At 72.9% G+C, this 14,949-nt stretch carries 12 protein-coding genes and 1 tRNA gene; 8 read left to right on the top strand and 5 right to left on the bottom strand.

Annotated elements, in window-relative coordinates:
* Positions 1 to 67 precede the first annotated feature (67 nt).
* Both gltB and ACIQUR_RS09365 read left to right on the top strand, forming a co-directional pair.
* On the top strand, positions 68 to 4,609 hold the full coding sequence (gene gltB / locus ACIQUR_RS09360) for a glutamate synthase large subunit (protein WP_403661442.1): 4,542 nt from the start codon (positions 68 to 70) through the stop codon (positions 4,607 to 4,609).
* Positions 4,602 to 6,065 carry a glutamate synthase subunit beta gene (locus ACIQUR_RS09365; protein WP_403660818.1) on the top strand — a complete coding sequence of 488 codons (1,464 nt, stop codon included), beginning with the start codon at positions 4,602 to 4,604 and terminating at the stop codon, positions 6,063 to 6,065. Before gltB ends, ACIQUR_RS09365 begins: the two co-directional genes overlap by 8 nt.
* Positions 6,066 to 6,217: 152 nt before the next feature.
* Here ACIQUR_RS09365 and ACIQUR_RS09370 read toward each other — a convergent pair whose 3' ends face one another.
* Both ACIQUR_RS09370 and ACIQUR_RS09375 read right to left on the bottom strand, forming a co-directional pair.
* Complete coding sequence (locus ACIQUR_RS09370) at positions 6,218 to 6,997, bottom strand: GntR family transcriptional regulator (RefSeq protein WP_403660821.1); 780 nt, start codon at positions 6,995 to 6,997, stop codon at positions 6,218 to 6,220.
* Positions 6,994 to 7,536 carry a GntR family transcriptional regulator gene (locus ACIQUR_RS09375; RefSeq protein WP_403660824.1) on the bottom strand — a complete coding sequence of 181 codons (543 nt, stop codon included), beginning with the start codon at positions 7,534 to 7,536 and terminating at the stop codon, positions 6,994 to 6,996. The genes ACIQUR_RS09370 and ACIQUR_RS09375 overlap by 4 nt, the downstream gene beginning before the upstream one ends.
* A gap of 109 nt (positions 7,537 to 7,645) precedes the next feature.
* Here ACIQUR_RS09375 and ACIQUR_RS09380 point away from each other — a divergent pair, with 109 nt between their 5' ends.
* Positions 7,646 to 8,080 (top strand): ATP-binding protein, encoded by a 435-nt coding sequence (locus ACIQUR_RS09380; protein WP_403660827.1) that lies wholly within the window; start codon positions 7,646 to 7,648, stop codon positions 8,078 to 8,080.
* A 16-nt stretch (positions 8,081 to 8,096) separates the two neighbouring features.
* Here the strand turns inward: ACIQUR_RS09380 and ACIQUR_RS09385 are convergent, their stop codons facing one another.
* Entirely contained in the window at positions 8,097 to 8,504 is a 408-nt protein-coding gene (locus ACIQUR_RS09385) for a DUF3224 domain-containing protein (RefSeq protein ID WP_403660830.1), read from the bottom strand.
* A gap of 95 nt (positions 8,505 to 8,599) precedes the next feature.
* Between ACIQUR_RS09385 and ACIQUR_RS09390 the strand changes: the two genes are divergently transcribed.
* From ACIQUR_RS09390 to ACIQUR_RS09400, 3 genes are all read left to right on the top strand, one after another.
* Positions 8,600 to 8,674, top strand: a tRNA-Ala gene (locus tag ACIQUR_RS09390).
* 44 nt (positions 8,675 to 8,718) lie between these two features.
* Entirely contained in the window at positions 8,719 to 9,720 is a 1,002-nt protein-coding gene (locus tag ACIQUR_RS09395) for an aminoglycoside phosphotransferase family protein (protein ID WP_403661445.1), read from the top strand.
* Positions 9,721 to 9,905: 185 nt separating this feature from the next.
* Complete coding sequence (locus tag ACIQUR_RS09400; RefSeq protein ID WP_403660833.1) at positions 9,906 to 10,676, top strand: class I SAM-dependent methyltransferase; 771 nt, start codon at positions 9,906 to 9,908, stop codon at positions 10,674 to 10,676.
* Between the two features lie 7 nt (positions 10,677 to 10,683).
* Here the strand turns inward: ACIQUR_RS09400 and ACIQUR_RS09405 are convergent, their stop codons facing one another.
* Positions 10,684 to 12,684, bottom strand: coding sequence for a calcium-binding protein (locus ACIQUR_RS09405; RefSeq protein ID WP_403660836.1), 2,001 nt, complete (start codon positions 12,682 to 12,684; stop codon positions 10,684 to 10,686).
* A gap of 157 nt (positions 12,685 to 12,841) precedes the next feature.
* The gene (locus ACIQUR_RS09410; RefSeq protein WP_403660839.1) at positions 12,842 to 13,570 is read right to left on the bottom strand and encodes an SDR family NAD(P)-dependent oxidoreductase; all 729 of its coding nucleotides are present in this window, start codon (positions 13,568 to 13,570) and stop codon (positions 12,842 to 12,844) included.
* 63 nt (positions 13,571 to 13,633) lie between these two features.
* Between ACIQUR_RS09410 and ACIQUR_RS09415 the strand changes: the two genes are divergently transcribed.
* Together ACIQUR_RS09415 and ACIQUR_RS09420 are read left to right on the top strand one after the other, a co-directional pair.
* Positions 13,634 to 14,374 (top strand): vWA domain-containing protein, encoded by a 741-nt coding sequence (locus tag ACIQUR_RS09415; protein WP_403660842.1) that lies wholly within the window; start codon positions 13,634 to 13,636, stop codon positions 14,372 to 14,374.
* Between the two features lie 35 nt (positions 14,375 to 14,409).
* Positions 14,410 to 14,913: a pyridoxamine 5'-phosphate oxidase family protein gene (locus ACIQUR_RS09420; RefSeq protein ID WP_403660845.1), complete on the top strand. Its 504-nt coding sequence runs from the start codon at positions 14,410 to 14,412 to the stop codon at positions 14,911 to 14,913.
* Positions 14,914 to 14,949: the final 36 nt, after the last annotated feature.

Consider the following 14,949-nt stretch of genomic DNA (forward strand, 5'->3'; position numbering starts at 1 on the left):
GGGAGAGCCGATGCGTTCCGCATCCACGCACTCCGCGACCGGCCCCAGCAGCACGGCCTGGTCGCCCATGGACGGTCGCCCCGCCCCCCAGGGCATGTACGACCCGCGCAACGAGAAGGACGCCTGCGGCGTCGGCTTCGTGGCGAACCTCACCGGAGAGGCCAGCCACACCCTCGTCGAGCAGGCCCTGACCGTCCTGCGGAACCTCGAGCACCGTGGCGCCACCGGCTCCGAGCCGGACTCCGGTGACGGCGCGGGCATCCTGTCCCAGGTGCCGGACGCCTTCCTGCGCGAGGTCGCCGGATTCGAGCTCCCCGAGGCCGGCGCGTACGCCGTCGGCATCGCCTTCCTCCCCGCCGACGGCACCGCACAGGCCGTCGCCGTGGAGCAGATCGAGGCCATCGCCGCCGAGGAGGGCCTGACGGTCCTCGGCTGGCGCGAGGTCCCGGTCACCCCCGACCTGCTGGGCAACGGCGCGCGCGCCACCATGCCGGCCTTCTCGCAGCTCTTCGTCACCGACGGGGAGACCTCCGGCCTGGAGCTGGACCGCAAGGCGTTCGTGCTGCGCAAGCGCGCCGAGCGCGAGGCGGCCACGTACTTCCCGTCGCTCTCCGCCCGCACCATCGTCTACAAGGGCATGCTGACCACCGGCCAGCTGGAGCCCTTCTTCCCGGACCTCTCGGACCGCCGCTTCGCCTCCGCGATCGCCCTGGTGCACTCGCGGTTCTCGACGAACACCTTCCCGAGCTGGCCGCTGGCCCACCCGTACCGCTTCGTCGCCCACAACGGCGAGATCAACACGGTCAAGGGCAACCGCAACTGGATGCGCGCCCGTGAGTCCCAGCTGGCCTCGGACCTCTTCGGCTCCGCGAACCTGGAGCGGATCTTCCCGGTCTGCACCCCGGACGCCTCCGACTCGGCCTCCTTCGACGAGGTGCTGGAGCTGCTCCACCTCGGCGGCCGCTCGCTGCCCCACGCGGTGCTGATGATGATCCCCGAGGCGTGGGAGAACCACACCTCGATGGACCCGGCCCGCAAGGCCTTCTACCAGTACCACTCCACGATGATGGAGCCCTGGGACGGCCCCGCCTGCGTCACCTTCACCGACGGCACCCAGGTCGGCGCGGTCCTCGACCGCAACGGCCTGCGCCCCGGCCGCTACTGGGTCACCGACGACGACTTCGTCGTGCTCTCCTCCGAGGTCGGCGTCCTCGACATCGACCCGGCCAAGGTCGTCCGCAAGGGCCGCCTGCAGCCCGGCAAGATGTTCCTCGTCGACACCGCCGCCAAGCGGATCATCGAGGACGACGAGATCAAGTCCGCGCTCGCGGCCCAGGCCCCCTACGCCGAGTGGCTGGAGGCCGGCGAGATCGAGCTCGAGGACCTCCCCGAGCGCGAGCACATCGTCCACACCCACGCCTCGGTCACCCGCCGCCAGCAGACCTTCGGCTACACCGAGGAGGAGCTCCGCGTCCTCCTCGCGCCGATGGCCCGCACCGGCGCCGAGCCGATCGGCTCCATGGGCACGGACTCGCCGATCGCGGCCCTCTCCGAGCGCCCGCGCCTGCTCTTCGACTACTTCACGCAGCTCTTCGCACAGGTCACCAACCCGCCGCTGGACGCCATCCGCGAGGAGCTCGTCACCTCGCTGCGCTCCCACATCGGCCCGCAGTCCAACCTGCTGGAGCCGACCGCGGCGACCTGCCGGAACGTGCTCCTGCCCTTCCCGGTGATCGACAACGACGAGCTGGCCAAGCTCATCCACATCAACGCCGACGGCGACCTGCCGGGCCTGAAGGCCGTCACGCTCTCCGGCCTGTACCGGGTCGGCGGCGGCGGCGACGCCCTGGCCGCCCGCCTGGAGGCCATCTGCGCCGAGGCCGACGCGGCCATCGAGGGCGGCGCCCGCCTGATCGTCCTCTCCGACCGCCACTCGGACGCCGAGCACGCGCCGATCCCGTCGCTGCTGCTCACCTCCGCGGTGCACCACCACCTCATCCGCACCAAGCAGCGCACCCAGGTGGGCCTGCTGATCGAGGCCGGCGACGTCCGCGAGGTGCACCACGTCGCGCTGCTCATCGGCTACGGCGCCGCCGCGGTCAACCCGTACCTGGCCATGGAGTCGGTCGAGGACCTGCTGCGCGCCGGCACCTTCATCGAGGGCATCGAGCCCGAGCAGGCCATCAGGAACCTGATCTACGCCCTCGGCAAGGGCGTCCTGAAGGTCATGTCCAAGATGGGCATCTCGACCGTCGCCTCCTACCGCGGCGCCCAGGTCTTCGAGGCCGTCGGCCTGGACGAGGCCTTCGTCGAGCAGTACTTCAACGGCACCGCCACCAAGATCGGCGGCGCGGGCCTGGAGGTCGTCGCCAAGGAGGTGGCCGCCCGCCACGCCAAGGCGTACCCGGCCTCCGGCATCGCCCCGGCGCACCGCGCGCTGGAGATCGGCGGCGAGTACCAGTGGCGCCGCGAGGGCGAGCCGCACCTGTTCGACCCGGAGACGGTCTTCCGCCTCCAGCACGCCACCCGCAACCGCCGGTACGACATCTTCAAGAAGTACACGGACCGGGTGAACGAGCAGTCCGAGCGCCTGATGACGCTCCGCGGCCTGTTCGGCTTCAAGTCCGACCGCCCGTCGATCTCCGTCGACGAGGTCGAGCCGGTCTCCGAGATCGTCAAGCGCTTCTCCACCGGCGCCATGTCGTACGGCTCCATCTCCAAGGAGGCGCACGAGACCCTCGCCATCGCCATGAACCAGCTGGGCGGCAAGTCCAACACCGGTGAGGGCGGCGAGGACCCGGAGCGCCTGTACGACCCGGCGCGCCGCTCGTCGATCAAGCAGGTCGCCTCCGGCCGCTTCGGCGTCACCAGCGAGTACCTGGTCAACGCGGACGACATCCAGATCAAGATGGCCCAGGGCGCCAAGCCCGGCGAGGGCGGCCAGCTGCCCGGCCACAAGGTCTACCCGTGGGTGGCCAAGACCCGGCACTCGACCCCGGGCGTCGGCCTGATCTCCCCGCCGCCGCACCACGACATCTACTCCATCGAGGACCTGGCGCAGCTGATCCACGACCTCAAGAACGCCAACCCGGTCGCGCGCATCCACGTGAAGCTCGTCTCCGAGGTCGGCGTCGGCACGGTCGCCGCGGGCGTCTCCAAGGCCCACGCGGACGTGGTCCTGATCTCCGGCCACGACGGCGGTACGGGCGCCTCCCCGCTGACCTCGCTCAAGCACGCGGGCGGCCCCTGGGAGCTCGGCCTCGCCGAGACCCAGCAGACCCTGCTGCTCAACGGCCTGCGCGACCGGATCGTCGTCCAGACCGACGGCCAGCTCAAGACCGGCCGCGACGTCGTCATCGCCGCGCTGCTCGGCGCCGAGGAGTTCGGCTTCGCGACCGCGCCGCTCGTCGTCTCCGGCTGCGTCATGATGCGCGTCTGCCACCTGGACACCTGTCCGGTCGGCATCGCCACGCAGAACCCGGTGCTGCGCGACCGCTTCTCGGGCAAGCCCGAGTTCGTGGTGAACTTCTTCGAGTTCATCGCGGAGGAGGTCCGGGAGCTGCTCGCCGAGCTGGGCTTCCGTACGCTGGAGGAGGCCGTCGGCCACGCCGAGCTGCTGGACACCTCGCGCGCCGTGCACCACTGGAAGGCGCAGGGCCTCGACCTCGAGCCCCTCTTCCACGTGCCCGAGCTGCCCGAGGGCGCCGTGCGCCACGCCCTGGTCGAGCAGGACCACGGCCTGGAGAAGGCCCTCGACAACGAGCTGATCAGGCTCGCGGCCGACGCGCTGAACGCGGCGAGCGCCGAGGAGGCGCAGCCGGTCCGCGCCCAGGTCGCGATCCGCAACATCAACCGCACGGTCGGCACCATGCTCGGCCACGAGGTCACCAAGAAGTTCGGCGGCGCGGGCCTGCCCGAGGACACCATCGACCTGACCTTCACGGGTTCGGCCGGCCAGTCCTTCGGCGCCTTCCTCCCGAGCGGCATCACCCTCCGCCTGGAGGGCGACGCCAACGACTACGTCGGCAAGGGCCTCTCCGGCGGCCGCATCGTGGTCCGCCCGGACCGCGGCGCCGACCACCTGGCCGAGTACAGCGTCATCGCCGGCAACACCATCGGCTACGGCGCGACCGGCGGCGAGATGTTCCTGCGCGGCCGCACCGGCGAGCGCTTCTGCGTCCGCAACTCCGGTGCGCTGGTGGTCTCCGAGGGCGTGGGCGACCACGGCTGCGAGTACATGACCGGCGGCCGCGCGGTGGTCCTCGGCGAGACGGGCCGCAACTTCGCGGCCGGCATGTCCGGCGGTGTCGCGTACGTCATCGACCTGGACCGCAACAACGTCAACGTCGGCAACCTGGAGGCCGTCGAGGCCCTCGGCGACGACGACAGGCAGTGGCTGCACGACGTGGTGCGCCGCCACCACGAGGAGACCGGCTCGACCGTGGCCGCCAAGCTCCTCGACGAGTGGTCCGTCGCGGTGGACCGCTTCAGCAAGATCATCCCGACCACGTACAAGGCAGTGCTCGCCGCCAAGGACGCCGCTGAGCGGGCCGGACTCTCCGAGTCCGAGACCACCGAGAAGATGATGGAGGCGGCGACCCATGGCTGACCCGAAGGGCTTCCTCACCACCACGCGCCAGACCGCCTGCTCCCGCCCCGTCGAGGAGCGGCTGAAGGACTGGAACGAGGTCTACGTCCCCGGTTCCCTGCTGCCGATCATCAGCAAGCAGGCCGGCCGCTGCATGGACTGCGGCATCCCGTTCTGCCACAACGGCTGTCCGCTGGGGAACCTGATCCCCGAGTGGAACGACTTCGCCTACCGCGAGGACTGGTCGGCGGCGTCGGAGCGGCTGCACGCGACGAACAACTTCCCGGAGTTCACCGGCCGCCTGTGCCCGGCCCCGTGCGAGTCGGCGTGCGTGCTCGGCATCAACCAGCCGGCCGTGACCATCAAGAACGTCGAGGTCTCGATCATCGACAAGGCGTGGGACAACGGGGACGTCACCCCGCAGGTCCCCGAGCGCCTGTCGGGCAAGACCGTCGCCGTCATCGGCTCGGGCCCGGCCGGTCTGGCCGCCGCCCAGCAGCTGACCCGGGCCGGCCACACCGTGGTCGTGTACGAGCGCGCGGACCGCATCGGCGGCCTGCTGCGCTACGGCATCCCCGAGTTCAAGATGGAGAAGGTGCACATCAACCGCCGCATCGAGCAGATGCGCGCGGAGGGCACCAAGTTCCGCACCGGCATCGAGGTCGGCCGCGACATCACGGCCACCGACCTGCGCAAGCGGTTCGACGCGGTGGTCGTCGCGGCGGGCGCCACCGTCTCCCGCGACCTGCCGGTCCCGGGCCGCGAGCTGAACGGCGTCCACTTCGCGATGGAGTACCTGCCGCTGGCCAACAAGGTGCAGGAGGGCGACTTCATGGCGCCCCCCATCACGGCCGAGGGCAAGCACGTCGTCGTGATCGGCGGCGGCGACACCGGTGCCGACTGCGTGGGCACCGCCCACCGCCAGGGCGCCCTCTCGGTCACCCAGCTGGAGATCATGCCGCGCCCCAACGAGGAGCGGAACGCGGTCTCCCAGCCCTGGCCGACCTTCCCCATGCTGTACAAGGTCACCTCGGCCCACGAGGAGGGCGGCGAGCGGATCTACTCCGTCTCCACCACCCACTTCGAGGGCGACGAGGACGGCAACGTCCAGGCCCTGCACCTGGTCGAGGTCGAGTTCGTGGACGGCAGGCTGGTCCAGCGCGAGGGCACCGAGCGCCGCATCCCGGCCCAGCTCGTCACCCTGGCGATGGGCTTCACCGGAACCGACCAGGCCAACGGTCTGGTGCAGCAGTTCGGCCTGGAGCTGGACGAGCGGGGCAACGTCGCCCGCGACGCGGCGTACGCCACCAACGTCGACGGCGTCTTCGTCGCCGGCGACGCCGGGCGCGGCCAGTCCCTGATCGTGTGGGCCATCGCCGAGGGCCGCTCCGCGGCCCGCGGGGTGGACCGCTACCTGACCGGCTCCAGCACGCTGCCGTACCCGGTCAAGCCCACGGACCGCGCCCTGGCGGTCTGATCCTGCACGCCGGGCGCGCAGCGCCCGGCGTGGCCCGCAGTACCCGCCCCCTGGGGCGACCCCTCATACGGTCCGTACGACGAGGTACGGCACACCGACACGGCGCCCGCCCGTCCCCGACCGGACTCGCGGGCGCCGTGGCGTTCCCGGCCTCACTCGGGCACGAACGCGTACTGGAGCTCGTACAGGTGCCCGGCCTTGACCATCACCGTGACCTCGACGGGGCGGTCGTCGGCGTCGTAGACGGTCCGCAGCGTGCGCAGGACCGGCAGGTCGCCGGACAGGCGGAGCGCCGTGTACTGCTCCTGGGTGGCGATCCGTGCCGAGACGCGGTCCACGCTGAGCCGCGGCGGGTGACCGAGCTCGGTGAGCAGGGTGGGGGTGCCGCCGCGAATCCTCCGGGCCTCGGCGAGCGGCGTGCCGTCGGCGACTTCCATGGGGTAGTAGGAATTCACCAGTTCCGCGGGTTCGCCGTCCACGCTGATCAGTTGTCGCCGGAGCATGGCGCTGCTGCCGGCCGAGATGGCGAGCGCTGCGGCCACATCTCCGGCCACCCGGACCGGTGCCACGGAAAGCAGTTCGCTCCTTGCGTCGCGCCCCGGCTCCGCAGCCTCCTGGAGCCAGGGAAAGCTGCCTCCGGGCGCCGCGGCGGCGAGCGACCCCGCCGGGCGAACGGTGCGCTGCCGGGTCTCCCTCACGGTCACGGCGGCGCCCGCGCGGCCGATGACCAGCCCCTCCTCCTTGAGGAGGAGCAGCGCCTTCTGGATCGTCGCGTTGGCGGCGTTGAACCGCGCCTTCAGCTGCACGGTGGACGGCAGTTTGGCGCCCGGCGGCAGCTCACCGCTCATGATCTCTTCGCGGAGATCCGCCGCGATGCGGGCGTGCAGGGGTCTGGTGTCGGACGGGCCGAGCTCGGTGGGCAACTGACTCATCCGATCCTGATCTCGTAGCGCAGCTGCTGGCGGGCGGCAGGCATGAGCATCACGTCCGCCTGGATCGGCCGGTCGGCCGCGTCGTACGTGACCCGCGTGATGCGGAGCACCGGTTGGCCGGGATCGAGTGCCAGCCGTTCGCGCTCTGCCGGGTCCGGCACGAGCGCGGTGACCTGCTCCACCGCGCGCACCCCGACGTGGCCCAGTGAAGCGAGAAGTGTGACCGCTCCGCCGGGGATCCTGGCGGTGCGGGCCAGCGGCGTTCCGGCGGCGATGCCGTACGGGTAGTACGTGTCGGTCAACTCGCATGGTTCGCCGTCCAGGTCGATGAGCCGGCGGCGGGCCACGACCAGGTCACCTTCGGCGAGCCCGAGCAGAGCTGCGACCTCAGCCGTGGCCGGTGTCTCGCCGGCATGGAGGATGCGTTGTCCGCCACGGCGTCCACGCGCGGCGGCCTCCCCGCTCCAGGCGTCGGCCTCCCCGGCTGCCCGGGGCTTCAGGTACGGCATCGAGGTGCTGATCCATCCGTTGTCGCCCATCGGCCCTCCCGTCTCCGTTGTCGACTGCCCACCGTATGCGACGGCTCGACCGGGAACAGGAGGCGGACCAACCTTGCTACTATTCGCGAATAGCGATACGTTCTGTTGCGTGACCGGAACTCAGCGTGAAGGTGGTGGCGGCGTGTCGGACGTCCGGCAACAGCGTTTCCCGCGAGCCCGCGTATCCGTATGCGCGGCTCGTCAGTTCGTCGGAGACACGCTCGCCGGATGGGGGGTGCGCGAGCGCTGGGACGAGATGCGGCTCTGTGCGTCCGAACTCGCTGCGAACGCCGTCCTGCACGGCGCTCCGCCGGGTCGGGACTTCAACGTGCGCCTCGTACGTGAGCGGGCACGCCTGCTCATCGAAGTGCGCGACAGTGGACCCGGGCTGCCGGTCATCCAGTGCGCGTCGCCCGACGCCCCGGCGGGGCGCGGTTTGTGGCTGGTGAGGGAGGTGGCCGACGAGTTCGGGGTGCTCGACGAACCTGTCGGCAAGACGGCTTGGGTGGCTTTCGCGGTCTGGCCGGGGCGTCCGGCCGGATGAGACGGGGGCCGGCGGGTCAGGGCAGCTCGTAGTCGAACCACACGCGGTGGGTGCCGTCTGCCTCGACCGTCATGCCGCCGCCTCCGGTGATGCCAGTCAGGGCGGCCGTCCCGCTGCCGGGGACGATCGTGAAGAACTCCGCCTCGCGGCCGCCGCCGCGGGTGGTGGCCGAGTGGGCGAAGTTGAACGTGCCCGCGCGGCCCCGGAGTTCGCCCTCGAAGGACTCCAGGGCGACGTACGTGCCGGTGCCGGACGCGTGGTCGTACGCGGCGGTGAACAGCGTGGCCGACCGCCCCTCGACCTCGCCCTCGAAGTGCTTCTCCATCCTTGACACCCCGACGGCCAGGGCGGTTTCGACCGCCGGTTCCGGCGTGGTGTCCGTCGGGACGAAGCTGACGACCTTGAACGTTCCGGAGGCTCTCATGCCGCCAACGTAGCGAGGGGGTCCGACAACCACCCGCCGGCCGGTCGGCAAATCGTTTGGTGTTGCAGGGCCGTTCGCATAGGGTCGTGATCAAGGCGGGGTCGTAGCACAGAGGTAGTGCGCGTACACAGCATGGACGAGGACGCCGGTTCGAATCCGGCCGCCCCGCCCCCTTTCACCTCATCGCGGAGGCCGTTCGGTGCGCCTTGTGGGGATGCCGTACGGCGAGCAGCTGCGGGCGGAGCTCGGCGAGGCCCGCGCGGCACGGCGGATGGACAGCAGTCCCCGGTCGCGCGTGTGGCGGGCCGAGATCGGCGGGCGCACCGCGATCGTCAAGCAGGCCGCCGGCGGGGCGGATCCCGAGGACCGCTACCGCCGTGAGCTGGCCGCCCTGGAGATCGCCGCCCGCCGCGGGGCCGGGCCCGCCGTGCTCGGCACCGACCCGGCCGCACGCGTCCTCGTCCTGGAGTTCCTGGAGCACCGCCCGCCCGCGCCGGACTGGATCGTCGGGTACGCGGAGGCCCTGGCCCGGCTGCACGCCAGCGCCCGGCCGTGGGACGCCGGCTCCCTGCCCCGCTGGGAGGGGCCGGGCGAGCGGGACGCGGAGGCCTTCCTGCGGCTGGGCGAGCGGCTCGGCGTACCGGCCGGCCCCGGGGTGCGGGGCGAGCTCACGCGGCTGGTGCGCCGGCTGGCCGGGGCGCCGGCCGGTGCCCTGCTGCACGGCGACCCCTGTCCCGGCAACGACCTGCACACCCCGGACGGGGTGCGGTTCGTCGACTTCGAGCAGGCCTGCCTCGGCAACGGCGCCGTGGAACTGGCCTACCTGCGCATCGGCTTCCCCACCTGCTGGTGCGTCACCGCGCCGGCGCCCGGGCTGGTGGCGCGCGCCGAAGCCGCGTACCGGCGGATCACCCCGCTGGACGGCGACCTCACCGACGCGTGCGCCGGCTGGCTGGTACGCGGGGACGCGCTGGTCCAGCGGGCCCGGCGGGGCGGCCCCGACCACCTGGCGCGGCTCCGCCGCCGGGACTGGACCTGGGGGACCGCCAGCGCCCGGCAGCGGCTGGCCCACCGGCTGGCGGTGGTCGTGGAACTGGCCGAAGGGCGGGCGGACCTGCGGGAGTTCCGGGCCCACTGCGCTGCCCTGCACGCCGCCGTCACCGTGCGCTGGCCCTCGCTCCGGCCGGTCCCGGCGGAACGGCCGGCCGACTCCTGACGCGGTGGCGGGCGGCTCGGGCCGCGGGGGAGGTCGGCCACGGACGCGGCGGCGGCACCGCTCCCCGCGCCGCGGGCGGCTCGCGCCCCAGGCAGGTCACGCCCGTCGCGGCAGCCGTTCCCGTACCCCCGCGACCCGCCCCGGCCCTGTTTCCGCCGGACGGCTCGCGCGGCAGACTCGGACGCATGACCCCCGGGATCCCCGCCCGAGAGCGGGCACTCGCCTTCAGCCGGGCCGCCGCCGCGTATGCCGCGCACCGGCCCGCGTACCCGCCGGAGCTGTTCGGGACGGTCGAGGAGGCCGCCGGCCTCCGGCTGCGCGGCGCCCGGGTCGCGGACGTGGGCGCCGGTACGGGCATCCTCACCCGGCAGCTGCACGAGCGCGGCGCCCGCGTCGTCGGCGTGGAGCCCGGCGCCGGGATGGCCGGGCAGTTCCGCCGGGAGCTGCCCGGTGTCCCGGTGCTCCGGGGCGACGGCAACGCGCTGCCGTTCGCCGACGCCTCACTCGACCTGCTGACGTACGGCCAGTCCTGGCACTGGACCGACCCGGCGCGCGCCGTCCCCTCCGCGCTGCGGGTGCTGCGCCCCGGGGGCGCCCTCGTGCTGTGCTGGAACGACCCCGATCCGGACGTGCCGTGGGTCGCCGAGCAGGGGGCCCGCATCGAGGAGCGGTTCGGCCCCGGCTACTTCATCTCCGACTGCACCCCGCCCCCCGCCCTCGCCTGGACCACCCGCGTCCTGCGCTGGTCGCGCCGGGTGACCGTGGACTTCCACCTGGCGAAGCTGGCCACGCACTCCGCCTTCATCCTGCTCGACGAGGCCGGCGGCGCGGAGTTCCTCGCCGCGGAGCGCGCGCACCTGGCGGGGCGGTTCCCCGGCGGGGAGCTGGACGAGCCGTACGTGACCACCGTCGCGGTCGCCGTCGCCGTCCGTACCCCCGCCGGGGGAGGCTCCTAGGCGGGCCTTACGGGCAGCCGATCCGGGTGTCGCCCGTGTCGGTGGTGCAGGTGTCGGTGCCCGGGCCGCCGTTGGCGGTGTCGTTGCCCGCGACGCCGTCGGTGGTGGTGAGGCGGTCGTTGCCGTAGTAACCGGTCAGGACGTCGCCGCCGGTGCCGCCGTTGAGGGTGTCGTCGCCGAAGCCGCCGTCGATGTTGTCGTTGCCGGGGCCGCCGTACGCGGTGTCGTTGCCGTAGCTCGCGCGGATGGTGTCGTTGCCGCTGAGCCCGCAGATCACGTCGGTGTAGTAGCCGCCGTTGAGGGTGTCGTTGCCGCTGGTGCCGATGATGGTGCAGCCGCGGCTGTTGTTCACCGTGGTGGTGGCGGTCGCGGTGTTGTTGGAGGTGCTGGGGTCGCTCTCGGTGGCGGTGACCGTGGCGGTGTCGGTCAGGGTGCCGGTCCGCGAGGGCTCGACCGTGATCGTCACGGTGGCGGTGGCGCCGGCGGTGCCGGCGGCGGTCAGCGTGCCGACCGGGCAGGTGACGCGGCCGGGGGTGACCGTGCAGGTGCCGCGGGTGGTGGTGGCCGACAGGATGGTGGCCGTCCCGGTCAGGGTGTCGGTCAGCTGGACGTTGGTCGCCGGGGCCGACGCGCTGTTGTTCCGCACGGTGACGGTGTACGCGGCCGTGTCGCCGATGCTGACGGTGGCCGGCGTACCGGTCTTGGTCACCGACACGTCCACGCCGGGCGGCGTCACGACGCCCCCGCCGCCCAGGTACCGCGCCAGGCCCATGTGGGACGAGTAGCTGTACGCCTCGCCCGCGAGCCCGCCGGCCAGGATCTTGCCGTCGGGCTGCACGAGCACTTCGTGGGCCTGGTCGTCCGGGCCGCCGAAGTCGGTGGTCACCCGGCCGTCGGAGTGGAAGCCGGGGTCGAGGGCGCCGTCCGTGTTGTACCGGGCCAGCGCGAAGTCACCGCCGTACTGGCCGGCCGCGACGATCCGGCCGTCGGACTGGAGCGCCACCTCGTGGGCGGCGCCGTCCGAGGGGCCGAAGGAGGTGGTGACCCGGCCGTCGCCGTCGAAGGTCGGGTCCAGGGCGCCGGTGGAGGTGACCCGTGCGAGCCCGAACGCATTGCCGTCCTTGCCGGCCAGCACGATCTTCCCGTCGGGCTGCAGCGCCACCCCGAGGAGCCCGGAGCCGAAGCCGGTGGTCACGCGCCCGTCGCCGTCGAAGGACGGGTCCAGGTCGCCGGAGGCGGTGTACCGGGCCAGCGTGAAGCCGTTGGTGCTGTAGCCGCCCGCGACGATCCGCCCGTCCGGCTGGAGTACCAGGTCGGTGACCCCCTGGCAGCAGCCGCCCCCGAAGTCGGTGACGAGGATCCCGTCGCCGCTGAACGTCGGGTCCAGGGCGCCGCCGGAGGTCAGCCGTGCCAGCGGCCACACCCCGAGGCTCTCACCGCCCAGGACGATCTTCCCGTCGGGCTGCACCGCCACCGCCATCGCGGTCTCGATCGCGTTGACGTCGACCTCCAGGGTCGCCCTGCCGTCGCCGTCGAACCCGGTGTCCATGCTGCCGTCGGAGTTGAAGCGCGCCACCGCCCAGGCGCCGTTGCCGCCCCAGTCGGTGCTCCCCCCGGCCACGACGATTTTCCCGTCGGGCTGCAGCGCCAGCGCCCTGGCCTCCTCGTTGGCCTGGTCGAAGTCGGTGGAGGCGATGCCGTCGCCGCCGCCGAAGGTGGTGTCCAGGCTGCCGTCGGGGTTGTGGCGCACCACGGTGAAGTCGCCGGACGTCTCGGACGTCCAGGCGTAGCCGACCGAGACGATCTTCCCGTCGGGCTGGACGGCCATGCCGTCGACGCCGGAGTAGCCGCCCACGTCGGTGACGACCTTGCCGTCGCCGTCGAACGCGGGGTCGAGGTCGCCGGGCGCGGCCGCCGCCACGCCGGGCAGGGAGAGTACGAGCGCCAGCGCGGCGGCGCCCACCACGCCGCCGCGGCCGGCCCGGCGCCGGGGGGAATACAGGGACATCCGCGACCACTCCGTCTCTCGGTTCCTCGGGACCCCCACAGCTTTCTGCGGCCCCCGCCGCCCCCGGCCCCCCGCCGGGCCGCCCTGCGCCCACTGGACCCCGGGGTTCCACCCCAGGGGTGACCCTTCGGTCACCCGGACGAACCCGCCGGGTGCGCTAGCCCGCCGTCTGGCCGCCGTCGACGGTGAACTCGGCGCCCGTGACGTACGAAGAGGCGTCCGAGACCAGGAACAGGACCAGGTCCGCGACCTCGGCCGGGCGGCCCATCCGCCCGAGCGGCACGTGCGACCAGTCCTTCCCCGCCACCGCCGCCACCATCGGTGTGTCGATCGCGCCCGGGTGGACGGAGTTGACGCGGATCCCGTACGGGGCCAGGTCCAGGGCGCTGGAGCGGGTCAGCCCGCGCAGGGCGAACTTGGTGGAGCCGTAGGCCGCGTGGCCGGGGATGCCGGTGAGCCCGGCCGTCGAGGAGATGTTCACGATCGAGCCGCCGCCCGCCTCCCGCAGAGCCGGCAGCACGGCCTGGATGCCCAGGAACGGCCCGATCAGGTTGACCCGCAGCAGCTCCTCGAAGTTCTCCCGGGTCTCCTGCCCGACGTGCGCGGTGCGCCACAGGGCCGCGTTGTTCACCAGGGCGTCGATCCGCCCGTACGCCTCCAGGGCCCGGCCGGCGACCTCCGCCCACCCGTCGGCCGAGGTGACGTCGTGGCGGACGAACAGCCCCCGCCCGGCGCCCAGTCCGGCCGCCACCGCCCCGCCCTCGTCCTCCAGCAGGTCGGTGAGCACCACGCGCGCGCCCGCCGCCGCGCAGCGGGCGGCCTCGGCGGCGCCCTGACCGCGGGCCGCTCCGGTGATGACGACCACCTTGCCCTCCAGTGTGTCCACGCACCCTCCACCCCTCGTCCGATATGACGAATAGTCATATCGCTTTGTCCGTAGACTGGGAACATGGCGGACAACGGCGACGGCAGCGCGATCAGCCTGCGCAAGGTGGCGGAGACCGCACCCGCCCTGGTGCCCCTCTACGAGAGCGCCGGGGTCTCGCTGCGCAAGCACGGGCTGGCCGGGCAGCGCGCGGCGGTCTACCTCGTCCTCGACTACTCCGGCTCGATGCGCCCGTACTACGCCGACGGCAGCGTGCAGGCCCTCGCCGACCGGGTGCTGGGGCTGTCCGCCCACCTCGACGACGACGGCCGGGTGCCGGTGGTGTTCTTCTCCACGGACGTCGACGCGGTCGAGGAGATCGCCCTCGGCGACCACGCGGGGCGGGTGGACCGGATCGTCGCCGGGCTCGGCCACATGGGGAAGACCAGCTACCACCTGGCCATGGACGCCGTGATCGACCACCACCTCGACAGCGGCACGGCGCAGCCGGCGCTGGTCGTCTTCCAGACGGACGGCGGCCCGGTCGACAAGACCGCCGCCGAGCGGTACCTCTGCAAGGCCGCCAGGCTGCCGCTGTTCTGGCAGTTCATCGGCTTCGGCAACACCCGCAGCAGCCAGTTCGACTTCCTGCGCCGGCTCGACGAGCTGCCGGTGCCGGCCAAGCGGTGCGTGGACAACGCCGGGTACTTCCACGCCGGCCCCGACCCGCGCACCGTGCCGGACGGGCAGCTCTACGACCGGCTGGTGGGCGAGTTCCCGGCCTGGCTCGCGGCCGCGCGACGCGCGGGGATCGTCCGCGGCTGACGGCCCCGGTCGGCGCCGCGCGGTTACATGGGGCCATGACGAACAACTGGGCAGTGTTCGAGAAGGAAGAACCCGTGTTCGCGGCGGCCGTGCGGGCCCGCTTCGCGCAGTACCCGCACCACGTGCTCGCCACCCTCCGCGCGGACGGCTCCCCGAGGGTGGCCGGGCTGAACGTCGAGATCCGCGGCGGCGAGCTGTGGCTCGGCATGATGCCGGGCTCCCGCAAGGCCCTGGACCTGCGGCGCGACCCCCGGTTCGCGCTGCACGGCAATCCGGGCCCGGACGACACGATGCCGGACGGCGACGTACGCATCTCCGGCCGCGCGGTCGAGATCACCGACCCGCCCGAGCTGCACCGGTACGCGGAGGAGACGGGCGAGCCGCACCCCTTCCACCTGTTCCGCGCGGACCTCACGGAGGTGGTGCACATCGCGGTCGACACCGACGCCGACGAACTGGTCATCACCACCTGGCACCCGGGCGCCGGCCGCCACGTACTGCGCCGCGGCAACGACGACGAACCGCCCCGGGAGGCCTGAGCCCCGGGAAGCCCCAGCCCCCGGGGAGGCCTGGGC

The sequence above is a fragment of the Streptomyces sp. NPDC101132 genome, assembly GCF_044759225.1.
Classification (GTDB): domain Bacteria; phylum Actinomycetota; class Actinomycetes; order Streptomycetales; family Streptomycetaceae; genus Streptomyces.

Coding starts and splice junctions, on each gene's coding strand:
- ACIQUR_RS09415 (WP_403660842.1), top strand. CDS start 13,634: ATGGCGGACAACGGCGACGGCAGCGCGATCAGCCTGCGCAAGGTGGCG.
- ACIQUR_RS09370 (WP_403660821.1), bottom strand. CDS start 6,997: ATGAGTCAGTTGCCCACCGAGCTCGGCCCGTCCGACACCAGACCCCTG.
- ACIQUR_RS09375 (WP_403660824.1), bottom strand. CDS start 7,536: ATGGGCGACAACGGATGGATCAGCACCTCGATGCCGTACCTGAAGCCC.
- gltB (WP_403661442.1), top strand. CDS start 68: ATGGACGGTCGCCCCGCCCCCCAGGGCATGTACGACCCGCGCAACGAG.
- ACIQUR_RS09420 (WP_403660845.1), top strand. CDS start 14,410: ATGACGAACAACTGGGCAGTGTTCGAGAAGGAAGAACCCGTGTTCGCG.
- ACIQUR_RS09395 (WP_403661445.1), top strand. CDS start 8,719: ATGCCGTACGGCGAGCAGCTGCGGGCGGAGCTCGGCGAGGCCCGCGCG.
- ACIQUR_RS09400 (WP_403660833.1), top strand. CDS start 9,906: ATGACCCCCGGGATCCCCGCCCGAGAGCGGGCACTCGCCTTCAGCCGG.
- ACIQUR_RS09385 (WP_403660830.1), bottom strand. CDS start 8,504: ATGAGAGCCTCCGGAACGTTCAAGGTCGTCAGCTTCGTCCCGACGGAC.
- ACIQUR_RS09405 (WP_403660836.1), bottom strand. CDS start 12,684: ATGTCCCTGTATTCCCCCCGGCGCCGGGCCGGCCGCGGCGGCGTGGTG.
- ACIQUR_RS09365 (WP_403660818.1), top strand. CDS start 4,602: ATGGCTGACCCGAAGGGCTTCCTCACCACCACGCGCCAGACCGCCTGC.